Source organism: Nocardia sp. NPDC058519, from assembly GCF_042719755.1.
Lineage (GTDB): Bacteria > Actinomycetota > Actinomycetes > Mycobacteriales > Mycobacteriaceae > Nocardia.
The window spans coordinates 308,268-333,521 of the sequence record NZ_JBHXNK010000002.1; the positions used below are offsets into that span (position 1 = coordinate 308,268).

Sequence of the window (25,254 nt, forward strand, 5' to 3'; positions counted from 1 at the left end):
AACTTATGGAGTTCTGATGCAGGCAATCGTAATGACAGAGACGGGCGTACCCGAGGTCCTGGTGGCACGGGAGGTCGGCGAACCTCGTCCGGGCGACGGGCAGGTCGCCGTCCGAGCAGAGGTTGTGCCGGTGCTGTACCCGGAGACCAAGGTCCGGGCAGGTGCGTTCCCCTTCCCCGCGCCGCTGCCCGAGGTCTTCGGGTTCCAGGCAGCGGGCACTGTTGTCGACATCGGCGCGGGCGTTGATCGGGGATTGCTCGGCGCACGGGTGGTCGCGTCGACCAACGGCTTCGGTTCCTACGCCGAACTCGTTGTCGCCGAAGCCGATTCGGTGACGGTGATCCCGGACGGGCTGACCACCGAGCACGCCGCCGCGATCCTGATGCCGGGGTCGGTGGCACTGGCGCTGATGCAGACCGCAGCCGTCGCCGCGGGCGCGACCGTCCTGATCGAAGCGGCAGCCACCGGTGTCGGCAGCTGCCTCACCCAGCTGTGCGCCGCCGCGGGCGTGCGCGTCATCGGCACCGCGGGCGGGGCACAGAAAGCCGGCCTCGCTCGCGCCAACGGTGCGCACGAGGTGCTCGACCACACCGCGCCCGACTGGGCGAACCAGCTCGCCGACCTGCTCGCAGGCGGCACGGTCGATGTCGTGTTCGATTCCATCGGGGGCGATTCACTGACACCGCTGCTCGACTCGATCACGCCACTGCGCGGCCGGATTCTCAGCTACGGCTGGCTCGACGGCGCACCCGCGCAGCTGGGCGTCACCGATCTGATCCTGCGTGGGCTCACGCTCACCGGCTGCGCGGGCACCGCCTGGCTCGGCGAAGTCGCGCGGCAGCGATCGGCGGCTCTGACGGCTTCGGCGCAGGGCCTGCTGACACCTGTGGTCCACTCGGTTCTCCCCCTCGCCGGCGCCGCGGACGCGCACCGAATGCTGGAAGACCGGGTCGCGTTCGGCACCGTTCTGTTGCGTCCGTGACGAATCCGGCGGCCGCGACACACTAAGAAGGCGCTTCTGTGTGCTCGATTCCCACCAACCTTTAGCCTAATTGAAACTTGGGTTATGCTTCAACCATCCTGAAGGTTGGTGGACGTCACGCAACCGGGCACACCGAAGGAGCAAACCCCATGTCGCAGACAACATCCGGCATCGACTCGCTGGCACTACCGTCCACGCCACTCGCGAACGAAACCCACCGGCTGATCGCCGACGCCCTCGAAATGCCGGTGTGTCATCACAGCATTCGCGGGTTCCTGTTCGGGCGCGCCCACGCCGCCGCCAAGGGCTTGCGGCCCGGCACGGACTACGACGAGGAGCTCATGTTCCTCATCTGCGCGCTGCACGATATCGGCCTGTCCGAACGTGCCAACGGCACACAGCGATTCGAGGTGGACGGCGCGGATTTCGCGGCCGAGTTCCTCGAAGCGCAGGGTGTCCACGATGAGCGCGTGGACATCATCTGGGACGCCATCGCCGCACACACGACCGGTCTCAGCGACTCACCCGTGTACCGCCGTCGGCGACCCGCCGCCATCTGGATCGCGGTCACCGGCATCGGTCTCGACGTGGCCGGCGGCCCCGGCGACCTACCCCCCGGCTTCGCGGACCTGGTCCACGCCACCTATCCGCGCCTCGGCGGCACGCGTGCCCTCACCGACGCCATCGAACGCCAGGCGGTCGCCGACCCGCGCAAGGCACCACCGGGCTCGCTGCCGGGCGAGATCCTCCGGCTGCGTCATCCGGAGTTGGTGCCCTACTCCTGGGACATGATTCTCGACGCGAGTGGCTGGCAGGACTGATCCGACGCAGGAACGCACCGCTTATCGAACATACATTCGAACACGTTGTAGACTGGCGCTCATGTCGCTGCCCCTGCAAGGTTCACTGTTCGACGGTGATGCGATTGCCCTGGGTTCGATCGAGGCGATCCGGCGCACCCCACTCGACGCGACCAGCTGGGTCGATGCGCTGCCCGGCTGGCTGAGCGGCGCGAGTCAGCTGTTCGACCGGCTGGCCGAGCGCGTTCCCTGGCATGCCGAACGCAGGCCGATGTACGACCGGGTGGTCGACGTGCCGCGGCTGGTGTCGTTCTTCGGGGAGAACGATCCGCTGCCGGATCACATTCTGGTCGAAGCGCGCGCGGCGCTGACCGCGCATTACGCGGCCGAGCTCGGTGAACCGTTCCGGACGGCCGGGCTGTGTTTCTATCGCGACGGCCGCGACAGCGTCGCCTGGCACGGGGACACGATCGGCCGCGGCGCCACCCACGACACGATGGTCGCGATCGTGTCGGTCGGGGCGCCGCGTTCGCTGCTGCTGCGCCCGCGCGGTGGGGGTGCCAGCGTGCGGTTCACGGTGGGGCACGGGGATCTGCTGGTGATGGGTGGGGCGTGTCAACGCACCTGGGAGCACGCGGTTCCCAAGACCGCACGCCCCGTCGGACCCCGCATCAGCATCCAGTTCCGCCCACGCGGCGTCCGGTGAGCCGTTTTGCCGCGTTGAGCAATACTTACGGATTTCGCTGACGTGGCGGATTGTCGGTGGCTGGTCGTAGGATCCGGGGATGGGGAGTTCACTTTCGCCGCATGCGCGGGCGTCGAATGCGTTGACGGGGCGGTGGTGCGCGACGTTCGGGGGCGAGGACGCGGTGGTGTCGGGGGCGGGGCTGTGGCCGTTGCTGGCAGTGCTGGCCGGGGCGGCGTCCGGGCGGTCGCGGGACGAACTCGCTGCGGTGGTGGGGATTCCAGCCGAGCAGGCGCATGCGGCCGGGCTGGATATGCTGAAATCGCTGGATACTTCGCGGGAGGTGTCGACGGCGATCGGGGCATGGGTTCGGCCGGAGCTGACCTTGCGCGAGGAATGGGTTCGCAGTATGCCCGCGGGGACGGTCGGTGAGCTGGGCGATCCGGCGGCACTCGATGCGTGGGCACAGGAGCAGACCCGGGGGTTGATCAAGAAGTTTCCGGTGCCGATCACCCCGGATACCGTCCTCGCGCTGGCCACCGCCCTGCTGGCACGCACTCGCTGGGTGAGTCCGTTCGACGAGATTCTCTACACACCGGAAACCGGTCCGTGGCAGGGACATCGGGGTCCCGGCCTGTACCGGACGAGCCATCCCGACGGCAGTGTGTCGGTACTCGGCGACGACGTCACCCGCGTGATCGTCACGGGCAAAGGCGAACTCGATGTGCATCTGCTGATCGGAGCGGATCCGCGCCACGGTGTCGCCGTCGGCCTCGCGGCGCTGGACGGGGCCGTCGGCGTGCGGACAGAACTGCCGGTCGGCACGACAGCGCCCTGCCTCTCGGTGAGCCGACGGGAGACCTACGGCGGCGGCGATTCCGTCGTGCTGGAGCTGCCGCCGTTCGAAGTCGAGAACGAACACGACCTCACCCGCCATGCGGCACTGTTCGGGCTGCACACCGCGATGAACAATCCCGGTTCCCATTTCGCCGGACTCGCCGATGATCCGCTCGCACTGGACGCCGCGGGCCAGAATGTCATGGCGCGCTTCGACGCCGCAGGCTTCGAAGCGGCCGCAGTGACGGCCGTGGCGATATGCCCGGGCGGCATGCCGCAGAAGACATGGTCGACGATCACGTCGGTGAACATCGACCGGCCCTTCGGATTTCTCGCGGTGGATCGGCCGACCGGACTGGTCTTGGTGGCAGGTCAGGTCACGAAGCCGCCGGTGGAGTGGGTCCGGCCGGTCGGCGAGGCGCCCGCGCGGGGTCCGAGCCCGGGGCCGCCGTGGTGAGATCGGTAATCGACATTGCCGAAGACGTTGCTCAGCAACAGGATTCGGTTTCGATACAGCTGGTGGAGGCCGTATCCTGGTAGAAGTCCGCAGTCAGGTGCACAGGGGGTCGTGGTGATCGTCGTTGTCGCGGACGAGAGCGAACTCGAAGGCGCCGAACAAATCGTCGGCGCTGCCCTCCGTGACCAGGCGTTTCAGGCGGGCGGCGTCGCCGTGTTCCGCTGCCATGTGCCGGAGAGCCGGGGCGGGTCGGTCGAGGTCGACGCGCTGGTGTGCACACCGCAGAGCGTGACCATCGTGGAGGTGAAGGGGTTCACCGCCCGCCAGGAAGGCACCCTCGCCACCCCGCCGAACGGGCCGTGGACCATCGACGGCGAACCGGCCGCGCTCTATCACGCCGTCCGGGTACCGAACCCGTTCGTCCAGGTGCGCCGGCAGGTGTTCGCCGCCAAGAGCTTGCTGCAGCAGTCCGGGATCTTCGGCTGGGTGAACGCGGTGATCGCGCTGGTCTCCCAGCCCGGTGCCGAGATCACCATCGAGGAAAGCAGAATCGCCGACGGGTACCGTGCGGTGCTGATCGATCGTGATGACGTCGGCGCACTGCACGACTACTTCCAGGCGGAGAGCGGGCGCACTGTCCGGCTCAGTGTCGATGACGTCACCCGGGTGTTCGCCGCGCTGAACCTGGGCCATCTGCTGCCCGCCCCTGATGCGCTGATGGCACAGGGTTTTCCGGCCGTTCTCGACCCGGCGACCAAGTCCCGGCCCGCTGCGCCGACCGCCGTGGAGCTCGACTCTCCTTCGGAGACAGAAGAGTCCGCCACCGCAGCGAATTCGGCTGCGGCGCCGGTCAGTTCGGCACGGGTCATCCAAGCCGCCACGCCCCCTTTTCTCGCCGCGATCGACAGGCTCGCCCATCGAACCCCTACGTCGGCTCACCCCGAGGAGTCAGTGACACCGACCCGTTCCGAAGAAGCGGCGCAATCCCCGTCTCCGAGAGAAGAATTCACCGGCACGCAGGCCGAGGAGTCGAACGAGGTGGCGGCATCTGCCCCAGCGGTCGAACAGCCGACGCCCGAATCCGCTGAACCTGCGACGAACGAGGCTCCCGCTGCCGAAGTTACCGAAGAAGATCTGTCACCTGACGAGCGCCCTGAGCGCGAGACGGCCGGAGAGGACACGACCTCGCACAGCGAAAGTGTTGTCTCGCTGAGTAAGTCCGTCGCTCGAACCGAATCAGGCGCGACCGTTGATCCGGTGGTCGATGGCACCGAACACACTGCGAGTGAGAGTTCGGAGCACCGGCACGAACCCACACCGGACGACGAGATTGCCGCCACGGGCACCCCGGTCGGCACCGACGCAGGTCCGAAGGTCGGCTCGGGTCCCGCGGTGGGCGCAGCGGTCGGCACCGCTGCCGCACTGGGTGCCGCTGCCGCCGTCGGTGCCGCAGGGTCGACCGGCCGGACCGGATCGTGGAGTACCCCCTCGACAGCGAGCGGCACCCCCGCTGTCGCGCCCTCGTACCATTCCGCGGAACCCGAAGCGCCCCAGAAGAACCCGGAGCACTGGTCCGATTGGGTCGAAAGTGACCGGGCTCCGCGGCAACCGACGTTGTCGGAGAGGTGGCGGTCGTGGCGTCGGGGGAACGGTCCGTCGCTGATCGAACAGTGGCACAATCGCCCCGTTCGGGAGCGCAGCGCACCGAGGCGGGGTCTGCGCGTGGGGCCCGGTGTCGCGTTGGTGCTGTTCATCGCGCTGTTCGGGGCCGGGTTCTTCGCGATCACGGCGGTGCAGGCGAGCCGATTCGAGATGTCGGACTTCGACCGGATGTGTGGCGAGGACAAGAAACCGTTCCCGAATGCCGCGCCCTATCAGCGCGACGGCGCACGGCCGATCTATCTGTCCGGTGAACTCACGACCATGGTCCACCCCGACGATCCGACCGCGTGGAACCCGGACGACCCGTCGACCGTGCAGCTCATCGCCTGCATGAAGCAGCTGGAACTGCGCGAGCTCGTCCAGACCTGCCAGTACGGTCCCTCCTCCGGCGCACCGATAGGGCGCACCGTCAACCTCTTCCGCGCGACCTACGAGGTCGCCGTCTACGAACTCCACACCGGACGCGAGGTCGCCAAGGCGACCATGCTCGGCGAACGCTATTCCGCCAACCCGTCGAACACCGATCAGGATCGTTGCCGAGCCGCCGCCGACGCCCCCGACTACCTCGGCCGCCGCCTCGGCCAACCTTCGACAGCCCAGCTCACCGGCTTCCTCGCCCCGTTGGTCCACTCTCCCCGCTGAACCACTTGACCTCGAGTGCACTCGAGGTAGCAAGATCACCTCGTGCCCAGCGCACACCCGACACCGCGCCTACCCAGCGCCGGTCGCGCCTCCGCCGGTTTCCTCGTACACCCATCGGCGGAGGCCGTCGGGATCACATCCGCACTCCACTGCCGTGATGTGCGAGTTCGATTGCGGCAGTGGCAAGCTGGCGGGGTGGAACAGCCGAACGTCCCGCAGGGGCACCAGACCGGGCAACCGCCGCCGGGGCCGAACGATCAGTGGCGACCGCCCCGCGGTCGTCGTAAGCGGCCGGGCTATCGGGAGCAACAGGCGCGCCATGCGCGCTTGTTCGGCGGCAAACGTAAGTGGGTTCTCCTCGCGCTGGCGGCGATCGTGCCGATCAGCGCCGTCGGCTTGGTGGCCTGGAGTCTGATCTCGCCGCCATCGGATACGGAGCGGACCGGCGATTGCGGGTACTACACCGATCCGACACGAGGTGGCTGGGACTTCCATCGACGGGCATGTACCGACTCCGACGCGGTGCTGATCATCACCAGCGCGTGGAGTACGCAGAAATGCGCGACGGGTGACATGGATTTCTCCCGGAGTCACCGGAAGTACACCAGCAGCCCGATGAAGCACCTGTGCACTCACCTCAACGCGAAAGTCGGTGAGTGTGTCAACGATCCGGGCAACGTCAACCTCCATCTCCACCGCATGCGCAAAATTCCCTGTGGCGCAGGGGCATTCGAGGTCAATACTCGTGTCGAAGTCACTGACCCGAACGTCTGCAACGCAGCAAGCAAGCAGTTTCGCGAGACGAAAGCGGTGACCCACACCTCGCCGGCGGTCTCGTTCTGCCTGCACAAGATCTAACCGACCAGGCGAGCCCCACAGACACAACAGCCGCACGTTCGCAATGAACGTGCGGCTGTGACAACGGGATTCACGCCGAGACGGTGATTTCCCATTCGTGGATCGTCAGGTCCGACGCGCCGGTGATGTGCAGCGGATCGGTGTGCACCAGCGCTGTTGCGGCAGCATGGCTTTCGGCCAGCACAACGTAGGCACCACCGGTGCCGTCGGTGAAGCCGCCGCTTTCCTGGAGTCGGCCTTGCACGAGCAGCTCCTGCAGGAAGGTGCGGTGCGGTTCGATCACCGAGGCGTCGAACTTCGGGGTGCGCATGGCCATCACGAGGTACTTGCGCGCCACGGTCAGGACTCCGCCTCGCCGCGCGCGGCCTTCGTGGCGGCCGTGGCTGCCGCGGCGGCGCGAACCTGCGGTGCCACCTGCACGACCTGGCCGAGCACGCCGTTCACGAACGACGGGGAGTCATCGGTGGACAGTTCCTTGGCCAGCTCGACGGCCTCGTCGACCGCGACGACCGGGGGGACGTCGGTGGCGTGGAACAGTTCCCACACCGCGATCCGCAGGATGGCCCGGTCGACGGCGGGCAGCCGCTGCAGGGTCCAGTCCTGGAGGTAGCCCTCGATGGTGCCGTCGACCCGGTCGAGGTCGTCGGCGACGCCCTCGACGAGGGTGGTGGTGTAGGCGTGCACGGGGGCCACGCTCTGGTCGCGGGTCGCGAGCTCAGCGCGATCCGAGAGCAGCACGGAGACGTCGACATCGCGCGCCTCCGCCTCGAACAGCAGGTCCACGGCCCGGCGGCGCGCCTTGTGACGCGCGCCGAGCTTCTTGAACGAGCCCTTCTTGTCTGCCGGGGAGTCGGTCACGATCAGCCGTTGACGCGGCCGAGGTAGCTGCCGTCGCGCGAGTCGATTTTCAGCTTGTCACCGGTGTTGATGAACAGCGGGACGGCCACCTCGGCGCCGGTTTCCAGGGTGGCGGGCTTGGTGCCACCGGTGGAACGGTCGCCCTGCAGACCGATGTCGGTGTGCTGCACAACCAGCTCGATGGTCACGGGGAGCTCCACGAACAGCGGCGCGTCCTCGTGCACGGCGACCTGCACGCCCATGTTCTCCAGCAGGAAGCGGGCACCGTCACCGATGGTGGCCTCCGGGATGGAGATCTGGTCGTAGGTGTCACCGTCCATGAAGATGTAGTCGGTGCCGTCGTGGTACAGGTAGGTCATGTCGCGACGGTCGACGGTCGCGGTCTCGACCTTGACACCCGCGTTGAAGGTCTTGTCGACGACCTTGCCGGACACGACGTTCTTCAGCTTGGTCCGCACGAACGCGGGGCCTTTGCCCGGCTTCACGTGCTGGAATTCGATGATCTGCTGGAGCTGACCGTCGATCTTCAGCACAAGGCCGTTCTTGAAGTCGCTGGTGTCCGCCACTGTCCTCGGATCTCCTCGTTCGTATTACTGCGTACTGGGGGTTACTGCGTTCTGCGCGCCGACGTCAGTCGACGACGATCAAGTCCTTGCTGGTGCGGGTGAGCAGTTCCGGGCCCGCTTCGCGTACTACGAGCGTGTCCTCGATCCGGACCCCGCCGCGGCCGGGAAGGTATACACCAGGTTCGACGGTCACCGCCACACCAGCGAGAAGTGTACCGGTACTCGTTTTCGCCACTCCGGGTGCTTCATGGATCTGCAGCCCGACGCCGTGACCGAGACCGTGCACGAACTGCGGGCCGTACCCCGCCGCTTCGATGATCATCCGGGCCGCCGCGTCGACCTCGCTGGTCTGCGCGCCCGGTTTGAGCGCCTCGGTTCCCGCGCGTTGCGACCGGGCGACCAGTTCGTAGATCTCCCGCTGCCAGTCGGCGGGGGTACCCAGCATCAGCGTGCGGGTCATATCGGAGTGGTAGCCGTTGACCACCGCGCCGAAATCGAACTTCACGAAGTCGCCGGTGGCCAGGACGGCGCCGGTCGGGCGGTGATGCGGGATCGCCGAATTGGCTCCCGCCGCGACGATCGTCTCGAAGGAGATCGCCTCGGCACCGTGTTCGAACATCGCCCATTCGAGGTCGCGGGCAACCTGTCGTTCGGTGCGGCCCGGACGCAGCAGGCCGCGCTCGAGCAGGGTGGCAAGGCCCGCGTCGGCGGCCGCGCAGGCCGCGCTCAACTGGTCGACCTCGTAGTGGTCTTTGACCATGCGCAACTGTTCGACCAGGCCCGAGGTGGGGACGAGCTGCAGTCCGGTGCGCAGTTCCCGGAACGCGGAGTGCTGATCGACGGTCACCACATGGCTTTCGAAGCCGACGCGGCCCAGCTGCCATTCCCCGGTCAGCTCGAGTATGCGGCGCGCGGTGGCTCGGCAGATCTCGGCCTGCAGGTCGGGGACCTGTTCGGCCACCTGGGCGGAATACCGGCCGTCGGTGCCGATGATGGTGCGGTCCTCGGCGCCGCGCATATCCCACGAATGCACCAGCACAACGGCATTGGATCCGGTGAAGCCGGTCAGGTAGCGGATGTTGACCAAATCGGTCACCAGCAACGCGTCGACACCGTTTTCCACCAGCAGGCTCCGCAGGGCACCGCGCCGGGCCGCGTAATCGGGAGCCGTGTAGTCAGCACACATGGGTCAACGCTACCGCTCAACGGGCGACACGTCGGCACGCGATGCTCCGGATTTCGTGTCGGTAGGCAATTGGATACGGCTTTGTTCACATACGCGGAAGTTGTCCACATTCTCGGGTACGGCCCGCTTTCGGCCGTCGCGGCGCAGCACGATCGAACCCATGACCACTGCCGCGTTCTGTTGCCTCATCGCCTGGTGCCTGCTGCTCGGCGTCATCGATATTCATGCCCGTCGTCTTCCCAACGCGCTGACCGGCATCGGTGCCGTCGCGGTGTTCGTGTTCGCCCTGTCGACAGGGGAATTGGCGACCGCGGTGATCGGTGCCGCCCTGTTGACGATGCCGTACCTGGTCGCCCATCTGCTCTCCCCCGCCGCACTCGGGGCCGGTGATGTGAAGCTCGCGGTGGCGCTCGGGGCCGCCGCGGCGATCGCCGGGCCACCGGCCTGGGTATGGGCCGCGGTGGCCGCACCGCTGCTCACCGCTGCGGCCGCGGTGGTGATGCTCGGCGGTGATCGACTGCGGCTGGTGCTCGGACGTGGTTCACGCCAGGTGCGTACCGCACCGTCTCCACGGTTGGTTCCGCATGGTCCGGCCATGTGCCTGGCCACGGTGACCGCGATGGCGTTGGCATGACCGGCGGTGCGACGCGCCGAGACGATCCCGGTGACGGGGTTTTGTCGGCCGCCCGGAGCAGGCCGGTTCGGCCGGATCAGGGCGGCGGCCGCCACCGCGCGGCCCGGCGCGGGGGCCACGTGCCGCTCGTCACGTCGGCCCGCATTCCCGACTACACGTGTCGACATGGGAAGATGGTCGGCGTGTTGCGCTGGATAACTGCCGGAGAATCCCATGGTCCCGCTCTCGTCGCCCTCCTGGAAGGGATGGTCGCCGGAGTCGAGGTGACATCGGACGATGTCTCCGCACAGCTCGCCCGCCGCCGGCTCGGTTACGGGCGCGGCGCCCGGATGAAGTTCGAGGCCGACAAGGTCACCCTGGTCGGTGGCGTGCGCCACGGCCGCACCATGGGCGGTCCGGTCGCGATCGAGATCGCCAACTCCGAGTGGCCCAAGTGGACCGAAGTGATGTCGGCCGATCCGATCGACGAGACCGAGCTCGCGGGAATGGCGCGCAACGCGCCGCTGACCCGCCCGCGCCCCGGGCACGCCGATTACTCCGGCATGCTCAAGTACGGCTTCGACGACGCCCGCCCGGTGCTCGAGCGGGCCAGCGCCCGTGAGACCGCGGCCCGCGTCGCCGCCGGAACCTTCGCGCGCAACTTCCTGCGTCAGGCCTTCGGCGTCGAGGTCATCTCGCATGTGGTGTCGATCGGTACCGCGGCCAACACCACCGGTGTCACGCCGGGTCCGGCCGATCTCGACGCGATCGATGCCAGCCCCGTGCGCGCGTTCGACGCCGACGCCGAGGCGGCCATGATCGCCGAGATCGAAGCGGCGAAGAAGGACGGTGACACCCTCGGCGGTGTCGTCGAGGTGATCGTGGACGGGCTGCCCATCGGGCTCGGCTCGTTCGTCAGCGGCGAGCAGCGCCTCGATTCGCGCCTGGCCGCCGCCCTCATGGGTATCCAGGCGATCAAGGGTGTCGAGGTAGGCGACGGGTTCGAGACCGCGCGCCGACGCGGCAGCCTGGCCCACGACGAGATGCGTCCCGGCCCCGACGGTGTGCTGCGTTCGACCAACCGCGCCGGTGGCCTCGAAGGTGGCATGACCAACGGCGAAGCACTGCGGGTGCGTGCCGCGATGAAGCCGATCTCCACCGTGCCGCGCGCGCTGGCCACGGTCGACATGTCCAGCGGCGAAGAGGCCGTCGCCATCCACCAGCGCTCCGACGTGTGCGCGGTCCCCGCGGCGGCCGTCGTCGCGGAATCGATGGTGGCACTGGTGCTGGCGCAGGCCGCGCTGGAGAAGTTCGGCGGTGACTCGATCGCCGAGACCGTCGACAACATCACCAGTTACGTCAAGCGGATCGGCAGCCGCCCACACGTGCCCGCGGACAGCCGTATCCCGTGACCGCGCAGGGGCAGGAGGGGACCGCGCCGGAGAGCGACGCGGACCCCTCACCGGCGACCGTCGAGCCCGGTGCTCCTGACACCGGCACCGACGACCGGATCGCACCGCTGGCACGGGTGGTGCTGGTCGGGCTGCCCGGCTCGGGGAAGTCGACGATCGGGCGCAAGCTGGCCAGGGAACTCGGGGTGGCGCTCTACGACACCGACGCGGGGATCGAGGCCGATACCGGGCGCACCATTCCCGATATCTTCGCCACCGACGGTGAGGTGGAGTTCCGCCGGATCGAAGAAGAGGTGGTGCGCCGCGCCGTGCTCTCCCACGACGGTGTGGTCTCTCTCGGCGGCGGATCGGTGCTGTCCGAGCGGACCAGGGATCTGCTGCGTGACGCGACGGTCGTCTACCTGGAGATCAGTGTGTCCGAAGGGGTTCGGCGCACCGGCGCGAGCAATACGCGCCCGCTGCTCAACGGTGTCGACCCCGCCGCCAAGTACCGGGATCTGATGCGCGAGCGTCGCCCGCTCTACCGCGAGATCGCTACCGTGCGCGTGCGCACCGACGGACGAAGTCCGGGTCGGGTGGTGCGGATGATCCTGGCCAAGCTCGGCCTGGAATCGGTGCGCACCGACCTCGACGCCACCCGCTCGAACACCGGAAATGTCACCGCGGCTTCGGGTTCGGTCACCAGCAGGCCCGGCACCGGGAGCAACCGGTCCAAGAACCGGCGACGGGCCAGAGCACGCGCCGCCGCCGCGCGCCGAGGCAACACCGAACAGACGGGCGTGGTGGCGACCGAGCGTCGCGCCAGCGTCGAAGACCGGAACCGTTCGGCGGCAACACAATCCGCGGCCGACGGGGCCACGGTCGAGGAAACCACCGGTACCGCTCGCACCACCGGTGCGGCGCAGAGCGAGTCGCGCACGGCAGGCAGTCGGCGGTCCCGGCGTACCAGGTCACGCCGGGGAGGCGCACGCATCCGGTCGGCGACCACTGCTACCGCCCGCGATACGGACAGCTCGTCGGGTGCCGGGTCCACGAACCAGGAAGGCCGTGCGGGCAACGCCGAGAACCAGTCGGGCACCCGCGATGCCGCCGGGGGTCGGGCGGGCAGCCGCCATGCCGCTGGTAACCGGGTAGGCGGGCGCAATACGGTCTCGGGCGCCCCGGCGAGCAGTCGCAGCGTCGGCCGAGGCAGGCGGGCAGCCAGCCGCGAAGCCGGCGCACCGGGGCGGGTGGGCAACCGTGGTGGCGAGCCTGCGCAATCCTCGGGCTCGGCGACGTCGGACCCTACGAAGGAGTCCCGGACCGGGGCCTCGCAACAGGTTCAGCGGGCCGGGCCACCCGGTGACGCGGAACGCGCAACGAGTACCAACGAACGCAGGCGACGCGGACAGCCGCGGCGGCGTAGCGGGCGACGTAATAACAATGACCAGAAAGAATCGGAGCAGCGCACGTGACAGAGCCGTCCATCATTGAGGTTCGCACCGCCGACCCGTACCCGGTGATCATCGGCCGCGGGCTGCTCGGCGATCTCGTCGAGGCGGTCAACGCGGGCAATGCCGTGCGGACCGTGGCGATCTTCCATCAGCCGCCGCTCGCCGAAACCGCCGAAGCGGTGCGTAAAGCACTGGCCGACACCGGGATCGACGCGCATCGCATCGAGATCCCCGACGCCGAGGACGGCAAGGAACTGGCCGTGGCCGGGTTCTGCTGGGAGGTGCTCGGCCGGATCGGGCTGACCCGCAACGACGCCATCGTGAGCCTGGGCGGTGGCGCCGCCACCGACCTGGCGGGCTTCGTAGCCGCCACCTGGATGCGTGGCGTGCGCATCGTGCACGTGCCGACCACGCTGCTGGCGATGGTGGACGCGGCGGTCGGCGGCAAGACCGGCATCAATACCGAGGCGGGCAAGAACCTCGTCGGCAGCTTCCACGAACCCAGCGCCGTGCTGGTCGACCTCGCGACCCTGGAAACGGTGCCGCGCAACGAGATCGTGGCGGGTATGGCCGAGATCATCAAGGCCGGTTTCATCGCCGACCCGGTGATCCTCGATCTCATCGAAGCCGACCCCGAGGCCGCCCTCGATCCCACCGGTGACGTGCTGCCCGAGCTGATCCGCCGCGCCATCCAGGTCAAGGCCGATGTGGTCGCCGCCGACCTCAAGGAATCGAACCTGCGCGAGATCCTGAACTACGGCCACACCCTCGGCCATGCGGTGGAGCGCCGCGAGCGCTACCGCTGGCGTCACGGCGCCGCGGTGTCCGTCGGCCTGGTCTTCGCCGCCGAGCTCGGCCGCCTCGCCGGGCGGCTCGACGACGCCACGGCCGATCGGCACCGCACCATCCTGGAAAGCGTCGGCCTGCCCGTCACCTACGACGGCGATGCCCTCCCCCACCTGCTGGACGCCATGCAAACCGACAAGAAGACCCGTTCCGGTGTCCTGCGTTTCGTGATCCTGGACGGGCTGGCCAAGCCCGGCCGCCTCGAAGGCCCCGACCCGTCCCTGCTGGCCGCCGCCTACTCGGCCATCGCCCGCGACACCACCCCTGGCACGTCGCCGATCATGCTCTGACTCGCACACCGCCGGACGGTCACTCCTCAGCGCATGCCGGGGAGTGCCGGTCCTGGTACGGCCCGCTCAGCTCGCGGTGGCGAATCCTGGTTCCATTGCGGGGGCAGCGGATTCGCTCGAGCGCCGAGACCGGGTATGGCCGAAGGCCACACCGGCCATCGAGGGCAGGAAGACCAGCAGCAGGATGAACGACGCCGCCGAGGTCATTTCGTAGAGGATCCCGACATCGCCGAGTTCGATTCCGGGCACCTGATCGAGGACCCAGCACACTGCCGAGCTGGCCAAGCCCGCGCCGAAACCGGCGGCCAGCCAGCGGACCGTCAGGCCGTCGGCGCCCGTGCGGCCGTCCCGTACGCCCCAGGCGACGGCCACCGCGATGATCGCGAGCAGGCAGGCCGCACGCCAAAAAGTGCCGTAGGTGGGCCAGGAGGCCATGGCGAAGCCCAGCAAGACGCGGAGAGCGACAACCAGCGCGGCGAGGACGGTGGCTCGTAACACCCAAGCGGTCATGGGCAACACCTTAGCGGGAGAAAACTAGAACCGGTATCAATTCTGCGGATCGGGCGATCATCGACGCAACCGCCGATCACTGTCCCGCCAGCGCGGCCACCATCGCGGCGCGCGGCGCCGGCTGCCCGGTGAACAGCTCGACCTGCCCATATGCCTGGTTCAGCAGCATCTGCAGCCCGCTGACCACCGTGTGCCCGGCGGCCACGACCGCCGTTGCCAGCGGGGTCGGCCACGGGTTGTAGATGGCGTCGAGCACGACCGGTGCCACGGCTACCGCCGGGGCGATCGCCGCGGCCGCCTCGGCGGGCACGGTACTGACCACCGCACCGGCCGACGCACACGCCGCGCGCACCCGCTCCGCGTCGAGCGGCACGACGGTGGCGCGCAGACCGAGTCGATCGGCCAATTCCAGCGCGCTACGCGCCCGCCCGGCATCGCGGGCGATCACGGTGACCGTCTTCGCCCCGAGTTCCGACAGCGCCAGCAAGGCGGGCCTTGCCGTTCCACCGGCCCCGAGCACGACGGCCTCGTCGAGCGAACAGACCCCACCACCACGCAACGCACCGAGGACGCCGTCGACATCGGTGCAGTCCGCCCGCCACCCGCCGTCGGTGCGCACGAGGGTGTTGGCCGAGCCGACCAGCACCGCGCGTTCGGTGCGCTCGACGGCCACCGCCAGCGCCGCTTCCTTGCCCGGCATGGTCACCGACAGCCCGACCCATTCCGGCCCGAGCCCGTCGACCAGGCCGGGCAACTGCTCGGCCGAGCACTCGATGCGCTCATAGCTCCAGGGCAATCCGAGCGCCCGATAGGCCGCCAGGTGCAGTTGTGGCGAACGCGAGTGCTCGATCGGCTTGCCGAGTACCGCCGCCTTGCGCACCTCAGCCACCGTAGGGCCGCGAGCTATCGAGGATGCCGCTGCGCTGTGCCTGCGTGACCAGCCGCAGATGCTCCGAGTAGGAGTCGGTGAACTTCGTCGTGCCCTGCTTGTCGACGGTGACGAAGTACAGCCACGCCCCCGGCTCCGGGTTCTCCATGGCGCGCAGCGCGCCCACGGACGGAGCGGCGATCGGCGTCTTGGGCAGGCCTTCCATCGCATAGGTGTTCCAGGGAGTTTCCCTGGCCCGGTCGGCGTCGGTGGTCGCCACTTCGGTGGTGTCGAGCGCGTAGTTCACCGTGGAGTCGAACTGCAGCATCTGACCGACCCGCAGCCGGTTCACGATCACCCGTGCCACCTTGCCCATATCCTGCGGTTTCGCCTCACGTTCGACCAGCGAGGCGGCGACGAGCGTCTCGTACGGCGACAGCTTCGTGTCGGCACCCGACTGGAGCAGGCCGGTGCCTTCGTAGGCCTGCACGCTCGCGGTCACCATCTGCCGCAGGATCTGTTCCGGTGTGCCGCTCGGATCGAAATCCCAAGTCCCGGCGGCGATGAGGCCTTCCAGCTGCCGTGTCCGGTCGGGGCAGTCCTTGACTGCCTGCGTCGCCCATGCGGGCACGCCGAGTGCGGTCAGGTCCATACTCGCGCCCGCGGCGTCGAGCTGTTCGTAGGTCACGCATTTGCGCTCGGGGCCGACGCAGCTGGCCTCGGCGATCTTGCGGTAGATGCCGTCGTATCGACCACCGGTGGTCGCGTCGTGCTTGTCGTGCAGCAGCCGGCCCTCGGAGATGATCACATTGCCGACCCGGGACTTCCCGCCCACCAGCGCGGTGACAGCGTCGACGGCCGGACTCTTCGCACCGACCGCGTAGAAACCGGGCTGGACGCTGTTCATACCCGAATTGCGCACGGCTGCTTCGTAGAAGGCTTCGGAGCTGGCGACCACGCCCTTGCCGTGCATCTCATCGGCGATCTGCGTCGCGGTGTCGCCGGAGTGCACCTGAACCACCACGGGGGCACCGGGCGGGCCCGCGAAATCCTCGGCGGGGGTGAGGCTGCCCATCAGTTTGTACCCGGCGAAACCCGCGGCGGAGACGAACAGCACCACGAACACCGCGGCGACGGCCCACATATTGCGGCGGCGCCGTTTGCGCTCGGCCGCCTTGCGTGAGGCGATCCGCGATCGTTTGCCGCGTCCCGACGGGCGAGCGCGGCCGCGGTCGGACCCAGCCGCACGACCACGTTCGGACGCTGACGCGCGGCCGGACTGCGCCGCGCGCTGCCCGACCCGGCGCGGCGGGGGCGCCGGTTCGGGTTCGGGCTCCGGCTCAGGGGCGGGCTCGTCGTAGATCTCGTCCTCGTAGCGTGGGATGACGTCTGTGCCGTCTTCGTCGTCCCACCCGGCGGGCCCGGCCTGCCGCGGCTGGTCTTCGCGCACCTCGCGCGCGTCCAGGCCCCAATCATCGCGGCGGGGGTAGCGCCGATCAGCTTCCCGTGCCCGGTAGCGTTCCTCGGCCCTGGTCCATCGGTCGGTCATGCATCGTCTCCGACCCTCGCCGTATCTGCTGCGTCCTTCAACACCGAACTCCGCTCGTCCAACCATCCTTGCAGAATCGACACGGCTGCCGCCTGGTCGATCATCTGCCGCTGGCCACGTGCGCGAACTCCACTGTCGCGCAGCGCACGTGCAGCAGATACCGTAGTCAAACGTTCGTCGGAAAGGCGTATCGGAATCGGGTCGATCACCCGGCGCAACTGCTTGGCAAACTTGCGCGCGATGGCGGCCGCTGTGCCGTTTTCGCCGCGCAGGGTACGTGGCAGGCCGATGATAACCTCGACCGCTTCGTATTCCCGCACAATGTCGGCAATTCTTGCGATGTCGGCGGGTGGACCCCCCGCGCGCCCACCGGACTTGGCGCGCGCGACAGTCTCGACGGGGGTCGCGAGAATGCCGTCGGGGTCGCTCGAAGCGACCCCGATGCGCACGCTACCGACGTCGATGGCGATCCGGCGGCCCCGACCAGGGTCGGTGGCCGGGTCCGGACGATCGGCGGATTCCTCGCTGGACGAACCAGGGGTGGTCATCAGCCGGCGAGTTCAGCCACCCGGGCGCGGACCGCGGTCAAACCGGTCGGGATGCCCGACGGATCCGAGCCCGCGCCCTGCGCCATCTCCGGCTTGCCGCCACCACGCCCGGCGATACTCGGTCCGAAGGCCGCGACCAGATCGCCGGACTTGAAGCCGAGATCCTGGGCCGCCTTGTTCACGGTCACCACGAACGGCGCCTTGCCCTCGACATTGCCGAGCAGCACGACGACAGCGGCCTCGCTACCGAGACGGCCACGGATATCGGTGGCCAGAGTCCGCAGGTCGCCTGCCGACACGCCCTCGGGGGCCGCAGCGGCCACCAGACGCACCGCACCGACCCGCTCGGCCTGCTCGGCGAACGTGCCCGCCGAGGACAGCACCGCGGCGATCTTGGTGCGCTCTAGTTCCTTCTCGGCCACCTTGAGCCGCTCCACGAGCTGCTCCACCCGACCGGGCACCTCGTCCGACGGCACCTTCAGCGAGGACGCGACACCGGCCAGCAGCGCACGCTCCTTGGCCAGGTACTTGTAGGAGTCGAGGCCGACGAAGGCCTCGACGCGACGCACACCGGAACCGATCGAGGCCTCACCCAGCAGGGTGATCGGGCCGATCTGCGAGGAGTGCTCCACGTGGGTGCCGCCGCACAGTTCCATCGAGAACGGTCCGCCGATCTCCACGACGCGCACCTCGTCGCCGTAGTTCTCGCCGAACAGCGCCATCGCGCCCATTTCCTTGGCCTTGGGCAGATCGGTGACGAAGGTGTTCACCGGGAAGTCCGCGCCGACGGCGTCATTGGAGACGGCCTCGATATCGGCCTTCTGCTGCTCCGACAGCGCGCCCTGCCAGTTGAAGTCGAACCGCAGGTAGCCGGGCTTGTTCAGCGAACCCGCCTGCACGGCGTTGGGGCCCAAGATCTGCCGGAGCGCGGCGTGCACCATGTGCGTGCCGGAGTGTCCCTGGGTGGCGCCGCGACGCCACGCCGGATCCGCTTGCGCGAGAACGACATCGCCCTCGGTGATCTGACCCGACTCGACGGTGGCCTTGTGCACCCAGACCTTCTTGGCGATCTTCTGCACGTCGTTGACCTGCAGTTTCAGGCCCGAGGCGGTGATGGTGCCACGGTCGGCGATCTGACCGCCGGACTCGGCGTACATCGGGCTTCGATCGAGGATGACCTCGATGTTCTGGCCTGCCGTCGCCACCGGGACCCGCACGCCGTCGACGATCAGGGCCAGCACGCTCGCCTCGGAGGTCAGCTCGTCGAAACCGGTGAACTCGGTGGCACCGCGGTCGACCAGTTCCTTGTAGACGGTGAGGTCGGCGTGGGCGTGCTTGCGGGCCTGGGCGTCGTCCTTGGCGCGCTTGCGCTGCTCGGCCATGAGCGAGCGGAAACCGTCCTCGTCGACGGAAAGGCCTGCCTCGGCGGCCATTTCGAGGGTGAGGTCGATCGGGAAGCCGTAGGTGTCGTGCAGGGCGAACGCGTCGGAACCGGTGATCTGCTTGCCGCCCTTGGACTTCACCGCGGTGGCGGCGTTGTCGAACAGGGTCTCGCCGGTGTTGAGCGTCTTGAGGAACGCCATCTCCTCGCCGACCGACACCGTCTCGATGCGCGAGAAATCGGTGCCCAGTTCGGGGTAGGACGGCGACATCAGTTCGGTGACGACCTTGATCAGCTCGGCCATCACCGGCTTCTCGGCGCCGAGCAGCCGTGCCGAACGCACGATGCGGCGCAGCAGGCGGCGCAGCACGTAACCGCGGCCGTCGTTGCCGGGGTTCACGCCGTCGGCGATGAGCATCGCGGCGGTGCGGGCGTGGTCGGCGATGACGCGGAAGCGCACGTCGTCGGTGTGATCGACGCCGTAGGAGCGGCCGGTGAGTTCCTCGGCCTTGTCGATGATCGGGCGCATCAGGTCGGTCTCGTAGACGTTGTCCACGCCCTGGAGCAGGAACGCGACACGCTCGACACCCATGCCGGTGTCGATGTTCTGCTTGGGCAGCGGGCCCAGGATCTCGAAGTTGTCCTTGGAGATGCCCGCGCCACGCTCGTTCTGCATGAACACGAGATTCCAGATCTCGATGTAGCGGTCCTCGTCGGCCTCGGGGCCGCCCTCGACGCCGTATTCGGGGCCGCGGTCGTAATAGATCTCCGAACACGGGCCACACGGACCCGGGATGCCCATCGACCAGTAGTTGTCGGCCATGCCGCGGCGCTGGATGCGGTCGGCGGGCACGCCCATCTCGAGCCACATCCGCTCGGCCTCGTCGTCATCGAGGTAGACGGTGACCCACAGGCGCTCGGGATCGAAGCCGTAGCCGCCGTCTTCGACACTGTCGGTGAGCAACGTCCAGGCCAGGGTGATGGCCTCGCGCTTGAAGTAGTCGCCGAAGCTGAAATTGCCCGCCATCTGGAAGAACGTGTTGTGGCGAGTGGTGATGCCGACGTTCTCGATGTCGAGGGTGCGCACGCACTTCTGCACGCTGGTCGCGGTAGCCCACGGCGGGGTCTGCTGACCCAGGAAATACGGAACGAACTGGACCATGCCCGCATTGACGAACAACAGGTTGGGGTCGGCCAGGATCAGCGAAGCACTTCCGACCTCGGTGTGTCCGGCACGGACGAAATGGTCCAGGAACCGTCGTCGAATCTCGTGGGTCTGCACAAATACCCAGCCTACCGGGCCGGTGCACCAAGTTTTTCATCGACCGGGGTGGTTCGCGCCACGCCCCTGACCGGCTACTTTCCGCGGATGATGCGGCGCAGCTTCTCCAGGCGCGGGGCGATCGTGCGTTCGTTGCCGTGATCGGTGGGCAGGTAGTAGTCGGTGCCGACCAATTCGTCGGGCGGATATTGCTGGGTCACGACGCCCTCGCGGTACTTGTGCGGGAACTTGTAGCCCTGGGCATTGCCGAGCAGGGCGGCGCCCGCGTAGTGGCCGTCGCGCAGGTAAGGCGGAACCGCACCGGCCTTGCCGCGGGAGACATCGGCCATGGCCGTGCCGATGGCGGTGGTCACCGCGCCGGATTTGGGGGCGGTGGCGAGGTGGATGGTGGCCTGCGCCAAGGCGAGCTTGCATTCCGGTAGGCCGACCTGTTGAACGACCTGCGCGGCGGCGGTGGCGGTCTGCAGCGCCATCGGGTCGGCCATCCCGATGTCCTCACTGGCGTGGATCATCAGGCGGCGCGCGATGAAGCGGGGATCTTCGCCCGCGGCGAGCATGCGCGCCAGGTAGTGCACGGCCGCGTCGACATCGGAGCCGCGAATGGACTTGATGAAGGCACTGATCACGTCGTAGTGCTGGTCGCCCGCACGGTCGTAGCGGACGGCAGCCTTGTCGACGGTCGCCTCGACCGTTTCCAGTTCGACGGCGCCGTCGGTCGCGGACTCGGCCGAGGCCTCCAAGGCGGTGAGCGCGCGACGAGCGTCGCCATCGGCGATCCGGACGATGTGTTCGATCGCCTCGTCGCTGACGGTGCAGGCCTCGGCCAACCCGCGCGGGTCGCTGATCGCGCGGGCGAGGACGGCGCGGATGTCGTCGGGGGTGAGCGGTTGCAGTTGCAGGACGAGCGAGCGCGACAGCAGCGGGGAGACGACGGAGAACGAGGGGTTCTCGGTGGTCGCGCCGACCAGCAGCACAACCCGGTTCTCGACGGCGGCCAGCAGCGCGTCCTGCTGGGTCTTGGAGAATCGGTGGATCTCGTCGATGAACAGCACGGTCTGCTCGCCCGCGGTGAGTCGGCGCCGGGCGAGGTCGATGACCGCCCGCACCTCCTTGACTCCGGCCGACAGCGCCGACAGCGCTTCGAACCGCCGGCCGGTGGCCTGCGAGAGCAGCGAGGCCAGCGTGGTCTTTCCGGTACCGGGCGGGCCGTAGAGCAGCACCGATGCCGCGCCCGAGCCTTCGACGAGCCGGCGCAGCGGCGAGCCGGGGCCGAGCAGATGCGCCTGACCGATCACCTCGTCCAAGTTCGCGGGACGCATGCGCACGGCGAGCGGCGCGCCCGAGTCGCGACGGAACACCGCATCGGCGCCGGGTTCGGCGGACGCGTGTTCGCCGGGCACGTCGAAAAGGCTGTCGCTCACGTTGTGCAGGGTACCGAGGCGCTCGGACATGTTCTGCGAAGCGCACGAACCGCCCTCGCCCCTGCTCCTGATTTCGACCAGAACCTGCCGCGAAAATGGACAGTTGACCAACATTTCTCGCGAGGACTTGCGCGGGAGCGATTCGTGGACTGTGATCGCTGATCGTGGTCGAAAACAACAGCGCCGTAGCCTCCCAGCCGGTCGGGTTCGCCCGCCGCACCCTGTTCGCCGGTTCCACGGCGGTTGCGGCGGTCGCGGTGCTGGGCACCGCCGCACCCGCCCATGCCGCGGGCGCGGTCTTCCGGCACGGTGTGGCGTCCGGTGATCCGCTGCCCGGCGCGGTCATCTTGTGGACCAGGGTCACCGTCGCCGAGGACGCCACCCCCGGTTCGGGCATCGGCGACGCGACGGCGGTGCGCTGGGAAATCGCCACCGACGCCGGTTTCGGCGCGCTCGCCGCGTCCGGCACCGTCACGACCTCGGCCGATACCGACCACACCGTCAAGGTCGACGTGACCGGCCTCACCCCCGGTCAGGATTACTTCTACCGCTTCACCACGCGCGGCGAGACCTCCCCGGTCGGCCGTACCAGGACCGCGCCCGCACCGGACAGCGAGGTCGACCGCCTGCGGCTGGGCCTGGTCTCCTGCGCCAACTGGGAAGCGGGCTGGTTCGGCGCCTACCGGCACCTGGCCGCGCGCACCGATCTCGACGCGATCGTGCACCTCGGCGACTACATCTACGAGTACGCCCGCGGGAAGTACACCGGCCGCAACGGCGCGGTCCGCGGACACGACCCGGTGAACGAGATCCTCACCCTCACCGACTACCGCACCCGCCACGGCCAGTACAAGACCGATCCCGACCTGATGGCCCTGCACGCCGCGGTGCCGTTCATCTGCACCTGGGACGACCACGAATCGGCCGACAACTCCTGGCGCGAGGGCGCGGAGAACCACGACCCGGCCACCGAAGGTCCATGGGTCGACCGCAAGGCCGCCTCTGCCCGCGCCTACCTGGAGTGGATGCCGGTGCGCGCGACCCGTGCCGACGGTCAGGTGCAGATCTACCGCCGCTTGCGTTTCGGCACGCTCGCGGAACTGTCGATGCTGGATCTGCGCAGCTACCGCGACGAGGAGGCCGGGCCGGGCGCCGGCTGGCGCCACGCCGACGACCCGTCCCGCACGATCACCGGCCGCGCTCAGATGGATTGGCTCACCGCCGGACTCACCTCCTCCCCCACCCGCTGGAAGCTGATCGGCAACTCGGTGATGGTCGCGCCGCTGGTGTTCCCGCCGTTGGACGCGGCAACGACCCAGGCGATCACCGAGGCGCTCGGTATCCCGCAGGGCGGCATCACCGTCAACGGTGACCAGTGGGACGGCTACACCGCCGACCGCGACACCCTGTTCCGGACGATCACCGACAACGAGGTGAGCGACGTCGTGTTCCTCACCGGCGACATCCACACATCCTGGGCCGCGGACCTGCCGTTGAACGCCGCGAACTACCCGGGCGGGCCGACGGTCGGCGCGGAGTTCGTCATCCCGTCGGTCACCTCCGCCAGCGTCGGCGACCTGCTGAGGGTGCCCGCCCGCACCGCGTCGGTACCGGCGGAGGAGGCCATCAAGGCAGCCAACCACCACCTGCGCTACACCGAGCTCGACTCACACGGTTTCGGCGTGCTGGAGGTAACCGAGTCCCAGACACAGATGGACTGGTTCTACGTCGCCGACGTCACCGATCCCGCCACCGGCGTGCGGCACGGCGCGTCGTTCGCCGTCGCGGCGGGCGGACGGGTCGAACCGCGGCCGGCTCCGGTGCTCTGACCGGGGTTCGCCGCGGCGCCGCGGAAATCGGCGCAGAATTCTTCGGACAGGGTTGTCGATCGCGCCCGCGGTCGCTCGTCGGGTGAGTACGGCCACCCGACGAGCGGGCAGCCCCACACCCGAAGGAGCACCGTCATGAGTCAGTACCTGGTCCTGATCTACGGCGACGAATCCACCTACGCCGCGTACTCCCCCGCCGAGTTCGATGACATGCTCGCCGCACATCGTGCCTTCCAGCAGATCGCCGGTGACGCCAACCTCGGCGGGCAAGCGTTGCAGCCCACCGCGACCGCCACCACGATCCGCCACGATGCGGGCGGCGAGGTCGTCATCACCGACGGGCCGTTCGCCGAGGCGAAGGAAGCGCTCGGCGGCTACTACCTGCTCGAGGCGCCGGACCTGGACGCCGCGATCGCGATCGCCGCGCAGGTGCCTGCCCCCACCGGTGGCGTCGAAGTGCGCCCGATCCAGGTCTACCCGCAGTCGTGACCACGGCGGCGGCCGCGGCCGTCGAGCAGGCGCACCGTCGTGAATGGGCTTTCGTGCTCGCCGCGACGGTGCGGCTGGTCCGCGACTTCGACCTCGCCGAGGAATGCGTGCAGGACGCCTACGCGACGGCGCTGACCGCTTGGGCCAGCGACGGTGTCCCGGCCAAACCCGGCGCCTGGCTGACGACGGTCGCGCGGCGCCGCGGCCTCGACCTGCTGCGCCGCGAGGGCACCTTCCGTCGTGCGCTGCCCCGGCTCGTCGTCGACGAACCGGTCGCCGACCCCGCCGACCTGGCGCTGGCCGACCTGGCCGACCCGGCGATCCCCGACGACCGGCTGCGGCTGATCAGCACCTGCTGCCACCCCGCGCTCGCACCGCAGGCGCAGGTAGCGCTGACACTGCGGCTGGTCTGCGGTGTCACCACCGCCGAGGTGGCTCGCGCCTTCCTGGTGAGCGAGGCGACCATGGCCGCGCGCATCACCCGCGCCAAGAAGAAGATCGCGGTAGCGGCCATCCCGTATCGGGTGCCCTCGGTACGGGAGCCGCCGCAACGGCTCGATTCCATCTGCGCGGTGATCCACCTGCTGTTCACCACCGGCCACACCGCGCCCGTCGGCGATGTGCTGGTTCGGGCGGATCTCGTCGACCGGTCGCTGCAGCTGGCCAGGATGATGCACGCGCTCGTCCCCGACGACCCATCGGTGACCGGGCTGCTGGCGCTGATCCTGCTCACCGACGCCCGCCGAGCAGCGCGCGTCGACGACGAGGGCAATCTGTGCACGCTCGAACACCAGGACCGCGACCGCTGGGACAGCGCCGCCATCATCGAGGGCATCGCGCTGGTGAAACACGCTCTGCCACATACCGACCGGTACACCTTGCAGGCCGCGATCGCCGCGGTCCACGACGAGGCGCCCACCTGGGCCGACACCGACTGGCGGGAGATCATCGGCCTCTACCGGCTGTTGCTGCGCGATTCGCCGTCGCCGGTCGCCGGGCTCAATCACGCCATCGCGGTCGGCCTCGCCGGTGATCCGGCACAGGCGCTGGCGCTGCTCGATCCGCTCGGCGCGGAACCGGCGCTGGCGGCCTACGGCTATCTCGACGCCGCCCGCGCCGCCTTCCTCACCGATCTCGGACGCACCGACGAAGCGATCGCCGCCTACGAGTCGGCGCTACTGCTCACCGACAACGCGGTCGAACGTGCCCATCTGCGAGGCAAACTCGCCGCGCTGACCCGCTGATCACCT

General features: G+C 68.8%; 22 protein-coding genes and 1 pseudogene. 13 read left to right on the forward strand and 10 right to left on the reverse strand.

The features are described 5' to 3' along the window. Nucleotides 1-16: 16 nt before the first annotated feature. The 6 genes from ACFWPK_RS03860 (at nt 17) to ACFWPK_RS03885 (ending at nt 6,923) form a co-directional block, all read left to right on the forward strand. A complete protein-coding gene (locus ACFWPK_RS03860; protein ID WP_378913021.1) occupies nt 17-982 on the forward strand; it encodes a zinc-binding alcohol dehydrogenase family protein in 966 nt (321 codons plus the stop codon). Between the two features lie 149 nt (nt 983-1,131). After that, entirely contained in the window at nt 1,132-1,803 is a 672-nt protein-coding gene (locus tag ACFWPK_RS03865; RefSeq protein ID WP_378913022.1) for an HD domain-containing protein, read from the forward strand. Between the two features lie 61 nt (nt 1,804-1,864). After that, nucleotides 1,865-2,488 (forward strand): alpha-ketoglutarate-dependent dioxygenase AlkB, encoded by a 624-nt coding sequence (locus tag ACFWPK_RS03870; RefSeq protein WP_378913023.1) that lies wholly within the window; start codon nt 1,865-1,867, stop codon nt 2,486-2,488. 79 nt (nt 2,489-2,567) lie between these two features. Then, nucleotides 2,568-3,761 (forward strand): serpin family protein, encoded by a 1,194-nt coding sequence (locus ACFWPK_RS03875; RefSeq protein WP_378913024.1) that lies wholly within the window; start codon nt 2,568-2,570, stop codon nt 3,759-3,761. A gap of 111 nt (nt 3,762-3,872) precedes the next feature. Continuing rightward, a complete protein-coding gene (locus tag ACFWPK_RS03880; RefSeq protein ID WP_378913025.1) occupies nt 3,873-6,065 on the forward strand; it encodes an NERD domain-containing protein in 2,193 nt (730 codons plus the stop codon). 195 nt (nt 6,066-6,260) lie between these two features. Then, nucleotides 6,261-6,923: a hypothetical protein gene (locus tag ACFWPK_RS03885; RefSeq protein ID WP_378913026.1), complete on the forward strand. Its 663-nt coding sequence runs from the start codon at nt 6,261-6,263 to the stop codon at nt 6,921-6,923. Nucleotides 6,924-6,993: 70 nt separating this feature from the next. On the opposite strand, the gene ACFWPK_RS03890 is transcribed toward ACFWPK_RS03885, so the two are convergent. The 4 genes from ACFWPK_RS03890 to ACFWPK_RS03905 form a co-directional block, all read right to left on the reverse strand. Continuing rightward, nucleotides 6,994-7,260, reverse strand: a complete 267-nt coding sequence (locus tag ACFWPK_RS03890; RefSeq protein WP_378913027.1) for a YciI family protein — start codon at nt 7,258-7,260, stop codon at nt 6,994-6,996. 2 nt (nt 7,261-7,262) lie between these two features. Continuing rightward, nucleotides 7,263-7,781: a transcription antitermination factor NusB gene (gene nusB, locus ACFWPK_RS03895; protein ID WP_378913028.1), complete on the reverse strand. Its 519-nt coding sequence runs from the start codon at nt 7,779-7,781 to the stop codon at nt 7,263-7,265. A gap of 2 nt (nt 7,782-7,783) precedes the next feature. Then, nucleotides 7,784-8,347: an elongation factor P gene (gene efp / locus ACFWPK_RS03900; protein WP_067452307.1), complete on the reverse strand. Its 564-nt coding sequence runs from the start codon at nt 8,345-8,347 to the stop codon at nt 7,784-7,786. A 64-nt stretch (nt 8,348-8,411) separates the two neighbouring features. Further along, on the reverse strand, nt 8,412-9,533 hold the full coding sequence (locus ACFWPK_RS03905) for a M24 family metallopeptidase (protein WP_378913029.1): 1,122 nt from the start codon (nt 9,531-9,533) through the stop codon (nt 8,412-8,414). Nucleotides 9,534-9,693: 160 nt separating this feature from the next. Between ACFWPK_RS03905 and ACFWPK_RS03910 the strand changes: the two genes are divergently transcribed. From ACFWPK_RS03910 to aroB, 4 genes and pseudogenes are all read left to right on the forward strand, one after another. Next, a complete protein-coding gene (locus tag ACFWPK_RS03910) occupies nt 9,694-10,167 on the forward strand; it encodes a prepilin peptidase (protein ID WP_378913030.1) in 474 nt (157 codons plus the stop codon). A 173-nt stretch (nt 10,168-10,340) separates the two neighbouring features. Beyond that, nucleotides 10,341-11,558, forward strand: coding sequence for a chorismate synthase (gene aroC, locus ACFWPK_RS03915; RefSeq protein WP_378913156.1), 1,218 nt, complete (start codon nt 10,341-10,343; stop codon nt 11,556-11,558). 98 nt (nt 11,559-11,656) lie between these two features. After that, nucleotides 11,657-12,160: pseudogene (locus tag ACFWPK_RS03920) on the forward strand (shikimate kinase); the annotation flags it as partial. An 848-nt stretch (nt 12,161-13,008) separates the two neighbouring features. Continuing rightward, nucleotides 13,009-14,127 carry a 3-dehydroquinate synthase gene (gene aroB / locus ACFWPK_RS03925; RefSeq protein WP_378913031.1) on the forward strand — a complete coding sequence of 373 codons (1,119 nt, stop codon included), beginning with the start codon at nt 13,009-13,011 and terminating at the stop codon, nt 14,125-14,127. A gap of 66 nt (nt 14,128-14,193) precedes the next feature. Here the strand turns inward: aroB and ACFWPK_RS03930 are convergent, their stop codons facing one another. The 6 genes from ACFWPK_RS03930 to ACFWPK_RS03955 form a co-directional block, all read right to left on the reverse strand. After that, nucleotides 14,194-14,637: a B-4DMT family transporter gene (locus ACFWPK_RS03930; protein WP_378913032.1), complete on the reverse strand. Its 444-nt coding sequence runs from the start codon at nt 14,635-14,637 to the stop codon at nt 14,194-14,196. Nucleotides 14,638-14,713: 76 nt separating this feature from the next. Then, complete coding sequence (locus tag ACFWPK_RS03935; RefSeq protein ID WP_378913033.1) at nt 14,714-15,526, reverse strand: shikimate dehydrogenase; 813 nt, start codon at nt 15,524-15,526, stop codon at nt 14,714-14,716. After that, on the reverse strand, nt 15,519-17,054 hold the full coding sequence (gene mltG / locus ACFWPK_RS03940; protein ID WP_378913034.1) for an endolytic transglycosylase MltG: 1,536 nt from the start codon (nt 17,052-17,054) through the stop codon (nt 15,519-15,521). The genes ACFWPK_RS03935 and mltG overlap by 8 nt, the downstream gene beginning before the upstream one ends. Beyond that, entirely contained in the window at nt 17,051-17,602 is a 552-nt protein-coding gene (gene ruvX, locus ACFWPK_RS03945) for a Holliday junction resolvase RuvX (protein ID WP_378913035.1), read from the reverse strand. The genes mltG and ruvX overlap by 4 nt, the downstream gene beginning before the upstream one ends. After that, the gene (alaS, locus tag ACFWPK_RS03950; protein ID WP_378913036.1) at nt 17,602-20,265 is read right to left on the reverse strand and encodes an alanine--tRNA ligase; all 2,664 of its coding nucleotides are present in this window, start codon (nt 20,263-20,265) and stop codon (nt 17,602-17,604) included. The genes ruvX and alaS overlap by 1 nt, the downstream gene beginning before the upstream one ends. Before the next feature lie 74 nt (nt 20,266-20,339). Next, on the reverse strand, nt 20,340-21,716 hold the full coding sequence (locus tag ACFWPK_RS03955; protein WP_378913037.1) for a replication-associated recombination protein A: 1,377 nt from the start codon (nt 21,714-21,716) through the stop codon (nt 20,340-20,342). Nucleotides 21,717-21,850: 134 nt separating this feature from the next. Here ACFWPK_RS03955 and ACFWPK_RS03960 point away from each other — a divergent pair, with 134 nt between their 5' ends. The 3 genes from ACFWPK_RS03960 (at nt 21,851) to ACFWPK_RS03970 (ending at nt 25,248) form a co-directional block, all read left to right on the forward strand. Beyond that, entirely contained in the window at nt 21,851-23,515 is a 1,665-nt protein-coding gene (locus ACFWPK_RS03960) for an alkaline phosphatase D family protein (protein ID WP_378913038.1), read from the forward strand. 135 nt (nt 23,516-23,650) lie between these two features. Then, a complete protein-coding gene (locus ACFWPK_RS03965) occupies nt 23,651-24,004 on the forward strand; it encodes a YciI family protein (RefSeq protein WP_378913039.1) in 354 nt (117 codons plus the stop codon). Beyond that, nucleotides 24,001-25,248, forward strand: a complete 1,248-nt coding sequence (locus ACFWPK_RS03970) for an RNA polymerase sigma factor (protein WP_378913040.1) — start codon at nt 24,001-24,003, stop codon at nt 25,246-25,248. The genes ACFWPK_RS03965 and ACFWPK_RS03970 overlap by 4 nt, the downstream gene beginning before the upstream one ends. The last annotated feature ends 6 nt before the right edge of the window (nt 25,249-25,254 follow it).

Coding starts and splice junctions, on each gene's coding strand:
- ACFWPK_RS03860 (WP_378913021.1), top strand. CDS start 17: ATGCAGGCAATCGTAATGACAGAGACGGGCGTACCCGAGGTCCTGGTG.
- ACFWPK_RS03865 (WP_378913022.1), top strand. CDS start 1,132: ATGTCGCAGACAACATCCGGCATCGACTCGCTGGCACTACCGTCCACG.
- ACFWPK_RS03870 (WP_378913023.1), top strand. CDS start 1,865: ATGTCGCTGCCCCTGCAAGGTTCACTGTTCGACGGTGATGCGATTGCC.
- ACFWPK_RS03875 (WP_378913024.1), top strand. CDS start 2,568: ATGGGGAGTTCACTTTCGCCGCATGCGCGGGCGTCGAATGCGTTGACG.
- ACFWPK_RS03905 (WP_378913029.1), bottom strand. CDS start 9,533: ATGTGTGCTGACTACACGGCTCCCGATTACGCGGCCCGGCGCGGTGCC.
- ACFWPK_RS03910 (WP_378913030.1), top strand. CDS start 9,694: ATGACCACTGCCGCGTTCTGTTGCCTCATCGCCTGGTGCCTGCTGCTC.
- aroC (WP_378913156.1), top strand. CDS start 10,341: ATGGTCGGCGTGTTGCGCTGGATAACTGCCGGAGAATCCCATGGTCCC.
- ACFWPK_RS03930 (WP_378913032.1), bottom strand. CDS start 14,637: ATGACCGCTTGGGTGTTACGAGCCACCGTCCTCGCCGCGCTGGTTGTC.
- mltG (WP_378913034.1), bottom strand. CDS start 17,054: ATGACCGACCGATGGACCAGGGCCGAGGAACGCTACCGGGCACGGGAA.
- ruvX (WP_378913035.1), bottom strand. CDS start 17,602: ATGACCACCCCTGGTTCGTCCAGCGAGGAATCCGCCGATCGTCCGGAC.
- ACFWPK_RS03955 (WP_378913037.1), bottom strand. CDS start 21,716: ATGTCCGAGCGCCTCGGTACCCTGCACAACGTGAGCGACAGCCTTTTC.
- ACFWPK_RS03965 (WP_378913039.1), top strand. CDS start 23,651: ATGAGTCAGTACCTGGTCCTGATCTACGGCGACGAATCCACCTACGCC.